This window comes from Lentilitoribacter sp. EG35 (genome assembly GCF_040784015.1).
Classification (GTDB): Bacteria; Pseudomonadota; Alphaproteobacteria; order Rhizobiales; family Rhizobiaceae; genus Lentilitoribacter.
Window position 1 is genome coordinate 1 of sequence record NZ_JBFNGQ010000021.1, and the last position, 8,967, is coordinate 8,967.

Sequence of the window (8,967 nt, forward strand, 5' to 3'; positions counted from 1 at the left end):
GCTTGATACAATGAAAAAGACATAAACCAAGATCAAAACGGGCTAATACCCTGACAATACTACTCGCGATCCAAAACCGCGCTAGACAATCCAAATCAACTCAAACACTTTATCAACAATATCGGCCCAATCCGGAAGTTTACCAGCAAGCATCGTCTACTTTTTTATTTAGTAATGCCGAAAATGGCACAAAGTGAAATCTTGAAAGCTCTACATATTTTAGCATGATCCTGTTCTAGGATTTTCTAATTATTCAAGCCACAACTATCGTAGATGGTAGAAAAACATTATTTTTTTTGCGTGTTTGTTAAAAAATGTGCAAAAAAGTATAGTTTATAGCGGAAAAAATATTAGACGCGCGTATGAAATTTCGCCGAGTATTAGCCCAAGACGCATGGTGCGTCTGTTCCTTGGGAGGATAATATGAAGACACTTCGTAATGGTGCATTTGCACTTGCCCTGTGTACAACAACTGCAATTCCTGCATTTGGTGCAGAATTAACAATCGCGATCGTGAACAACGGTCACATGATCAATATGCAAAAAGTTGCTGAAGCTTATACTGAAGAAACTGGCGTTAAGCTAAACTGGGTTTCTTTGGAAGAAGGCGTTCTACGCGAGCAAGTAACTTCTGACACTGCAACTGGTGGCGGACAATACGACATCATCAATATCGGCATGCAAGAAGCTCCAATATGGGGTGCTGCAGGCTGGATTGAGCCGCTTGAGTTTGGCGCTGAATACGACATCGAAGACATGCTACCAGCAATGCGCAATGGTTTGTCACACGAAGGCACACTATATGCAGCACCATTTTATGGTGAGTCATCAATGGTCATGTACCGCAAAGATCTAGCAGATGCTGTTGGTGTTTCTGTTGCAGACAATGATTCTTGGGACAACATCAAAAAAGCTGCAGCTGCAATGCACGATCCAGACAATGGTGTTTATGGCGCATGTTTGCGTGGTAAGCCAGGCTGGGGTGATAACATGGCGTTCATCACAACTCTCGTAAACTCATTCGGTGGCGCATGGTTTGACAAAGATTTCAAACCTCAGCTTGAGTCTGCTGAATGGAAAGCTGCAATCAACTTCTACGTTGATCTTTTGGGTAACTACGGACCTCCAGGTTCAGAAGGTAACTCATTTAACGAAATCCTTGCTCTTTACAACGAAGGTAAATGTGGCATGTGGATTGATGCAACAATTGCTGCTTCTTTCCTAGAAGTTGACGGTGTTGCTTACGCTCAGTCTCCAAATGCCGGTAACCCTGTAGGTGCAAACTGGTTGTGGGCATGGGCAATGGCTGTTCCAGCTGGCTCACCAAATTCAGATGAAGCTAAGAAATTCATCGAATGGTCAACATCTAAAGAATACATCAAAGCTGTTGCTGACCATCCAGAGTTTGGTTGGGGCAAAGTACCAACAGGTACACGTGCATCAACTTATTCGTATCCAGAGTTCAAAGCAGTTGCTAAATTTGCGTCTGCTGAAATGGCTGCGATTGAATCAGCTGCTCCTGAAGCAACAGACCTGAAGCCATATGTTGGTGTTCAGTTCGCTGCTATCCCGGAATTCCCAGAGGTTGGTTCAGCGGTTGCACAAGAAATGGCAGCAGCTCTTTCTGGTGCAAAATCAGTTGATGAAGCACTAGCAGCAGCTCAAAAAGCTGCAGACGCTATCATGGCAGAAGCTGGTTACTACTAATAATCTGGTAGTAAACAAATTGGTTCGGCGGTCCGCCGCCAAACCTGTTACCCTGAATGTGAATTGCCAAATATTTAATTTGTCGAACTTGGCATCATAAACTGGTTGATAATAATCAACCGAATTATGAGTTTCGCGAGCGATCAGCCCTGTAGGAGTTACCAGATCATGTCTAAAAGAACTCTTCCACGTTTGCTTCAAACACCAGCTGTTTTGCTACTACTCATCTGGATGATCGTCCCTTTAGGGATGACCCTATATTTCTCTTTTATTCGTTATGTTCTAAATAGCGCACGTAGACCGGAATGGACGACACCAAGCCTCAGTAACTGGCGCGGGCTAGGGAACTTCGAATATGTTCTAAACGCGAAAGACTTTTGGTATGCAGTACAAAACAGCTTATTCATTGTCGGTAGCATTTTGGCTATAACTGTGACTTTGGGGCTGGCAATCGCCGTCCTTATCAACAGATCATTTCCCGGGCGTGGCGCTGTCCGCGTTCTCCTTATTTCACCGTTTTTTGTAATGCCTGCGGTAAATGCCGTTCTTTGGATTAACATGATACTTGATCCGGTTTTGGGGCTTAACGGACTTGCCGTTGGCGCGTTGAACGAACTCATCAACGGCTTGAAAGACTTCCCCGTTCTCGGCGACTTTTTCTCGCTATGGCCTGAGTTACAACCAATATCTTTCCGAGCAACACAAACAGCATCTTACGCTGTAATTATTATGGTTGCTTGGCAATGGACGCCATTTGCAGTGCTAATCTTTATGACGTCTTTACAGTCAGAAGACCAGCAGCAAAAGGAAGCGGCAGTTCTGGATGGTGCGAACGCTTGGTCACAATTCCGCAATTTAACACTGCCACATTTGGCAAGACCGATGGCGATTGTGGTGATGATACAATCAATTTTTCACTTATCACTCTACGCGGAAATAGAAATTGTAAGTAGAGGTAACGGGAATAAAAACCTACCATATCTCATTGGTGAATTTGCTTCAAATAATATTGGTGCCGCAAGTGCCACGGGTATATTTGCAGTCATATTGGCGAACATCGTAGCATTATTTTTACTGCGCATGATCGGCAAAAGTTTGATGGATTAGAGGATTAGATTATGGCTATTGTTGCTCAAAGATCCAAATTTGGAAAAACCTTCTTGCCTGTTTTGGCTTGGACTGTTGCGATCATCTTCTTCTTTCCGATTTTCTGGTTGGTTTTTACAAGCTTCAAAACGGATGCGGATGCGGTAAAACCTGAATTCCTGTTTGTATTCACACCGACACTTGAGAACTATCTCAATATGACGGAAAACTATGATTATTGGCGCTTTGCCATCAATTCGGTCATTACATCAACATTTGCAACCGCTTTTGCCTTGTTTGTTGGCGTGCCAGCCGCCTATGCGATGGCGTTTAATCCTAGCCGCCACACTAAAGATATTTTAATGTGGATGCTCTCCACCAAGATGCTACCCGCAGCAGCTGTTCTCTACCCGATGACTTTTTTGACAAAAAACTTCCTGCAGATTTATGACACACATTTCCTTGTCATCGTCGTTTTATGTCTCATTAACTTACCCATTGCGATATGGATGTTGTTTACATACTTCAAAGAAATTCCAAAAGAAATCATCGAAGCAGGTAAGATGGACGGCGTGACAACTTGGGGTGAGATCAAAGATATCCTTATCCCGCTAGCATGGGGCGGTGTTGCATCCACGGCACTTTTGACTTTTATTTTTTGCTGGAACGAGGCCTATTGGACGGTTCGTCTTACCACAATCGATGCAGCAACGCTCGCAACGTTAATTGAAGGTAACCGTGCACCTGAAGGTTTGTTCTTTGGTCGTTTGTCAGCAGTCTCTGCAGCGGCTGTTGGTCCCATCGTGGTTCTCGGATGGTTCTGCCAAAAGCAACTTGTACAGGGTCTTACATTCGGAGCGGTGAAATGAGCTTTAATCCCGCACCCGTAAATTTAAAAGGCAAAAACTGCTTGGTAAATAATGCCATTGGAGGCATCGGAGGTATCATTGCAGAACACTTCGCAGCACTCGCACTGTTTCCCTATGAAATTCGCGTCAATGCAAATTCTCCCAGTGTTATAGATGCACTCTTTGCCAAAATTGAAAGTAAAGAGCTACTGCAGAAAAAAAATGACGTTGGGGAAGCTATTCCTCTTGGCTATATGGGGACGCCAAGAGACGTTGCTCGTATTGCGATTTTTCTTGCCTCAGAACAATCTATGTATATCACAGCGCAAACATTAAGCGTTGATGGTGGAAATGTGTTGAGGTAGCCAAATGTCAATCCTCTTACCCGAATTGGAATACGTGGACCGTGCGACGGAAACTATCCGCTATCTCGAACACGGTTGGCCAACCAATCTTTGTCGTTGGCATAGTCACGCCGAATATGAACTTCACTTAGTCGTGGCAACACGTGGTAAAGCATTTGTCGGGGATTACATAGGTGAGTTCGTACCGGGGTCTCTCTTTATGACCGGGCCACAACTACCACATAATTGGGTAACGGATGAAGTTGCTCATCCGGAGCCGGTTGAAATCCGCGATATGATGGTACAGTTCAGCCAAGAGAGTGTTGATAAACTTGCAGAAGCTTTCCCTGAATTTCAAGAGATGGAAGCCATGTTTGAGCTGGCAAAATCTGGCATTGAATTTACCGGTTTCAATCCAATTTTTGCAAAAGGGCATTTGGAACGCATTAGAAGCACAAGAGGATCAGAACGCATCGTTGCATTCTTGCGGTTTCTTGTACGTGTGAATGAACACGTAGAGAAACTACCATTATCTGTTGCTGGAATGGTGCAACCAGAGGGCAATTCTAAACAAGCGCGTATCGCCGAGGTTATCGATCATATCACCAAACATTTTGCAGAAGATATTTCCGTTGAAATGGCAGCCGAAATGGCGAGAATGAGTTCGGCTGCTTTCTCACGGAACTTCCAACGTTTTACAGGGAATAAATTCGTCGAGTTTGTGAATAGAATTCGAATTAGCCAAGCTTGTTCCATGCTTTACTCTACCGACGAGCAAGTCGCATCCATCTGCTTTTCAGTAGGCTTCCACAATCTTGCAAACTTTAATCGACATTTTTTAAAAATGAAGAACATGACACCAACGGAGTATCGTGATTTGGCATTAAGTGAACTAGCACCAAAACAAAGATTTTCGTCATGACAGTTATGTCAGTTGACATAAATCGGGAGATCCCCGCGTCTGATTATGATAGAACTGCATGCGAGATCGGGATTGTGCATATCGGATACGGCGCTTTCCATCGCGCCCATATGGCTGTGTATATTGATGAATATATGCAGAAGTCCGGCGATCTGCGTTGGGGTATTGCTGCTGTAAACTTACGCGCTTCAGAAGCTGAAAATTTCGCAGAATCCGCGAAAGCAAAAGGCGGCTATGTTCTTAAAACAACAACACCGGATGGAGAAAAAAGGTATCAACGCATACGCCCGCATTGCGCGTTTTCAGATTGGACAAACAATCAACAAGCTACGGAAAATTTAATCTCTCGCGAAAGTGTTTTTGCCGTCTCCATCACTGTGACTGAAAGTGGATATTATCTCAACAATGATTTTTCTCTCAATTTGAATGAACCCGTTATTGTCGCTGAATTACAGGGTGGTGAAAAACAGTCTGTATATGCATTTTTGACATCTGCACTAAAGAAACGCCAGCATGCGCACGGCAATCCACTTAATCTATTGTGCTGCGATAACATCCGGGCAAATGGTAAAATGCTTGAGCGGAGTTTTTGCGCATATCTTAAGCAACTTGGTGAAAGTGAGCTGCTTAATTGGGTGGAAAGAAATGTAAGCTTCCCCTGTTCAATGGTGGACCGAATTACACCGCGCGCCAGCGATGGGTTGCGCGGAGAGATTTCTGCCGTAACAGGTTCTCTTAACGATGACCCAATTCATGCAGAAACATTTATTCAGTGGGTTTTGGAAGATCACTTTAAGGCACCTATGCCCGATATTGCCAAAGTCGGCGTCGAAGTTGTTGAAGATGTTGACCCTTATGAAGAAGCCAAAATCCGCATCTTAAATGGTGGACATACAGGTTTGTGTTATTTCGGCACCATCAAAGGTCACACGACTTATGATCAAGCCATCCTAGACCCTGAATTGAGTACTATTTTCGATAATTTTGAGAAAATTGAGGTTTTGCCCGGGTTAAATATTGATTTGCCCTTTGATAAGGCTGACTATTTGGCTGAAATCACAGCTCGCTTTTCCAATCAAGCAATCGCAGATCAACTGGAGCGAATTTGCATGGATGGGTATTCCAAGATGCCCATCTTTATTCGACCGACATTAGAATCATGTTTGCATCAAGGAATTGTTCCTGTTCACACATATCTATGTGTCGCAAGTTGGTATGTCTATGCAAGGCGATTTGCCAACGGGCAGCTCAAAGTCAATTATCACGATCCATTTTGGCAGGATTTAAAACCGCTTCTTGCTGATGGAGCAGAGGCCAAATTTGCGCAATCAAAACAGCTTTGGGCCGAATTACCCAATCAGTATCCAGCATTTATTGATGGCATGACCAATGCCATCAGAGAGGTAGAAAAACGATGGCCGGTTTAACGATAAGAGACGTTGTAAAATCCTATGGCACTACAAAAGTTATGCATGGAGTGGACCTTGACATTGATGATGGAGAGTTCGTTGTATTTGTCGGACCATCAGGTTGTGGTAAATCCACCCTGTTGAGAATGATTGCTGGTTTGGAAGAAATTTCTGGAGGTGAAATCTCAATTGGTGATCGCGTTGTGAACGAAGTTGCGCCTGCAAAACGCGGTGTGGCCATGGTGTTCCAAACCTACGCCCTTTACCCCCATATGACGGTTTTCAACAATATGGCATTTGGCTTAAAACAGGCTAAAACGCCCAAAGATGAGATTGATCGTCGTGTAAATGCGGCAGCGAAAATACTCCACATAGAGGAATATCTACAACGCACGCCCCGTGCGCTTTCAGGTGGCCAACGACAACGTGTCGCTATTGGGCGCGCCATTGTTCGAGAGCCAGAAGTGTTCTTGTTTGATGAGCCTTTGTCAAATCTTGATGCAGCGCTACGTGGGCAAACACGGCTTGAAATCGCCCGTTTGCATGAGCGCCTAGGTTCAACGATGATTTATGTGACCCACGATCAAGTTGAAGCGATGACACTGGCAGACAAAATTGTGGTGTTGCGTGACGGGTTGATTGAACAAGTTGGCAAACCTATGGAACTTTATTCCACGCCGGACAATCTATTCGTTGCCAAATTTATTGGCAGTCCGGCTATGAACATGTTCGACGTTAAACCCGATGCAGAAAACGTCTTTGTTGGCGGCCCCGTAGCAGTCGCGCCGACACCTAAAAACTCGAACGGCGAAATTGTTGTGGGCCTACGTCCTGAGCATCTTATTAGCTGCAAACCAGAAGAAGCCGTTATTAGCGGGAGGCTCGACCTTATTGAACAGTTAGGTGATCACGTGATTGCCCATCTCATTCGCGAAGATGGTGTTGAGTTCGTTGCAAAAGCTGAAGATTTCAGCAGCGATAAAAAAGGTGAAATTATTCACCTTGCTATGGATCCAAGCAGAGTTCATTTATTCGATAAACAAACCGAGCAACGCATTAAATGATATTATGCTGCGGTGAAGCTCTAATAGATATGATTGCCACGGACATTGCTGATGGTAAACAGGCTTTTGCGCCTTACTGTGGCGGCGCTATATTTAATACAGCCATTGCTCTAGGTCGGTTGGATATAGACGTTGGCCTTCTATCGGGCGTCTCAACAGATCTATTTGGCAAACAACTCATCAAGTCACTGCTGGAAAGTAATGTCGATGTGTCTCCGCTTATTCGCTCAGACAGACCAACAACACTGGCATTTGTGCAATTAGAAAATGGGCATGCCAGATATTCATTTTTTGATGAAAATTCAGCAGGCAGAATGCTTACGTCTTATACATTGCCAGAAAATGTCGATGGATATAAAGCTTGTTACTTCGGCGGAATAAGTCTCGCATCAGAGCCATGTGGAGACGTCTATTCTGATTTAGCTGCACATCTTGCGCCAGACCATATCGTGATGCTTGATCCAAACATTCGCCGTTCATTCATTGCAGATGAGGGGCGTTATCGCGCCAGACTTAATAAACTGATGAAAATGGCAGATATCGTCAAAATATCAGATGAAGACCTCAACTGGATTATTCCAGATAATGCTAGCCTTGATGTCAAGTTGGAACATGTGAAGTCTCTAGGACCATCCATCGTTATTCTTACCAAGGGTGAGGATGGCGCAATCGCTCTTTATGGCAATGGTCAGAATGTATCTGTTAACGGGCAAGCCGTTGAAGTTGTCGATACTGTCGGCGCAGGCGATACATTCAATGCTGGATTTTTGGCAAAACTATCGAGTTTAAAATTACTTGAAAAATCAGTCCTTCAAAATATTGAACAAGCCACATTGGAAGAAGCGCTATCATATGCTGCAAAAATTGCTGCTGTTACAGTTTCGCGATCTGGTGCAAATCCGCCATGGAAAAATGAACTCTGATCACGGCTAAAGTATCTCCATCAGGCACGAGCCCGAAGTCCTCATTTGATTTCAAGAGAACTGTTGTTACTTTAAGATCAAAAGTTCTAAGGCAGCCTTATCAGGGTGAGAATTGGCCAATTGCGGAATTACGCGACAATCACCTGCAAATAATTAATTTAATTTGTCGGCGAGAATAGACGTAGTAAACTAGCAAGCATATCGGTGCTTACATCAAGATTGATATCACAGTAAATTTTAGGTTCATTTGCAGGACTATGGTCATAGGGGGAATCAAAAGACTTAACCATAAGTTATACAGAAGTTCTTTCAAATAACCGGAAATAACTGCTTCACCACATTCCACGTAGCCAATCATTGCATCGGTTCAATAGCAGGATTCTGAGCGAGAATTACCTACGGTATGAATATCAGGGAGTGACATTGACAGAATGAAACTCAATGCAAGAATTAATAGATAAAGCCTGCATACAGACATAATAATATTTATATGAATTAGCAGCATACGCTTAAATATACAGCCGAGATTCTAATATTCTGCTTCTGGCCGATATTGTTGATAAAGTGTTTGAGTTGATTTGGATTGTCTAGCGCGGTTTTGGATCGCGAGTAGTATTGTCAGGGTATTAGCCCGTTTTGATCTTGGTTTATGTCTTTTTCATTG

The 8,967-nt window shown here is 43.7% G+C and carries 8 protein-coding genes; all 8 read left to right on the plus strand.

Translation table 11 applies throughout. The features are described from left to right. Nucleotides 1-423: 423 nt before the first annotated feature. Nucleotides 424-1,707, plus strand: a complete 1,284-nt coding sequence (locus AB2J24_RS19570) for an ABC transporter substrate-binding protein (RefSeq protein WP_367386772.1) — start codon at nucleotides 424-426, stop codon at nucleotides 1,705-1,707. 168 nt (nucleotides 1,708-1,875) lie between these two features. Further along, nucleotides 1,876-2,814 carry a carbohydrate ABC transporter permease gene (locus AB2J24_RS19575; RefSeq protein ID WP_162651917.1) on the plus strand — a complete coding sequence of 313 codons (939 nt, stop codon included), beginning with the start codon at nucleotides 1,876-1,878 and terminating at the stop codon, nucleotides 2,812-2,814. 11 nt (nucleotides 2,815-2,825) lie between these two features. Beyond that, the gene (locus AB2J24_RS19580) at nucleotides 2,826-3,662 is read left to right on the plus strand and encodes a carbohydrate ABC transporter permease (RefSeq protein WP_162651918.1); all 837 of its coding nucleotides are present in this window, start codon (nucleotides 2,826-2,828) and stop codon (nucleotides 3,660-3,662) included. Beyond that, a complete protein-coding gene (locus tag AB2J24_RS19585; protein WP_244627831.1) occupies nucleotides 3,659-4,006 on the plus strand; it encodes an SDR family oxidoreductase in 348 nt (115 codons plus the stop codon). The genes AB2J24_RS19580 and AB2J24_RS19585 overlap by 4 nt, the downstream gene beginning before the upstream one ends. Nucleotides 4,007-4,010: 4 nt before the next feature. Next, nucleotides 4,011-4,907, plus strand: a complete 897-nt coding sequence (locus AB2J24_RS19590; RefSeq protein ID WP_162651920.1) for a helix-turn-helix domain-containing protein — start codon at nucleotides 4,011-4,013, stop codon at nucleotides 4,905-4,907. Next, nucleotides 4,904-6,334 (plus strand): mannitol dehydrogenase family protein, encoded by a 1,431-nt coding sequence (locus AB2J24_RS19595; protein WP_367386773.1) that lies wholly within the window; start codon nucleotides 4,904-4,906, stop codon nucleotides 6,332-6,334. Before AB2J24_RS19590 ends, AB2J24_RS19595 begins: the two co-directional genes overlap by 4 nt. Then, on the plus strand, nucleotides 6,322-7,380 hold the full coding sequence (locus AB2J24_RS19600) for an ABC transporter ATP-binding protein (RefSeq protein WP_367386774.1): 1,059 nt from the start codon (nucleotides 6,322-6,324) through the stop codon (nucleotides 7,378-7,380). Before AB2J24_RS19595 ends, AB2J24_RS19600 begins: the two co-directional genes overlap by 13 nt. Then, nucleotides 7,377-8,303, plus strand: coding sequence for a carbohydrate kinase family protein (locus tag AB2J24_RS19605; RefSeq protein ID WP_367386775.1), 927 nt, complete (start codon nucleotides 7,377-7,379; stop codon nucleotides 8,301-8,303). Before AB2J24_RS19600 ends, AB2J24_RS19605 begins: the two co-directional genes overlap by 4 nt. Nucleotides 8,304-8,967: the final 664 nt, after the last annotated feature.

Bases quoted from the DNA above. Each gene is read 5' to 3' on its own strand.
- AB2J24_RS19585 (WP_244627831.1), top strand. From the start codon at position 3,659: ATGAGCTTTAATCCCGCACCCGTAAATTTAAAAGGCAAAAACTGCTTG.
- AB2J24_RS19605 (WP_367386775.1), top strand. From the start codon at position 7,377: ATGATATTATGCTGCGGTGAAGCTCTAATAGATATGATTGCCACGGAC.
- AB2J24_RS19595 (WP_367386773.1), top strand. From the start codon at position 4,904: ATGACAGTTATGTCAGTTGACATAAATCGGGAGATCCCCGCGTCTGAT.
- AB2J24_RS19575 (WP_162651917.1), top strand. From the start codon at position 1,876: ATGTCTAAAAGAACTCTTCCACGTTTGCTTCAAACACCAGCTGTTTTG.
- AB2J24_RS19570 (WP_367386772.1), top strand. From the start codon at position 424: ATGAAGACACTTCGTAATGGTGCATTTGCACTTGCCCTGTGTACAACA.
- AB2J24_RS19600 (WP_367386774.1), top strand. From the start codon at position 6,322: ATGGCCGGTTTAACGATAAGAGACGTTGTAAAATCCTATGGCACTACA.
- AB2J24_RS19590 (WP_162651920.1), top strand. From the start codon at position 4,011: ATGTCAATCCTCTTACCCGAATTGGAATACGTGGACCGTGCGACGGAA.
- AB2J24_RS19580 (WP_162651918.1), top strand. From the start codon at position 2,826: ATGGCTATTGTTGCTCAAAGATCCAAATTTGGAAAAACCTTCTTGCCT.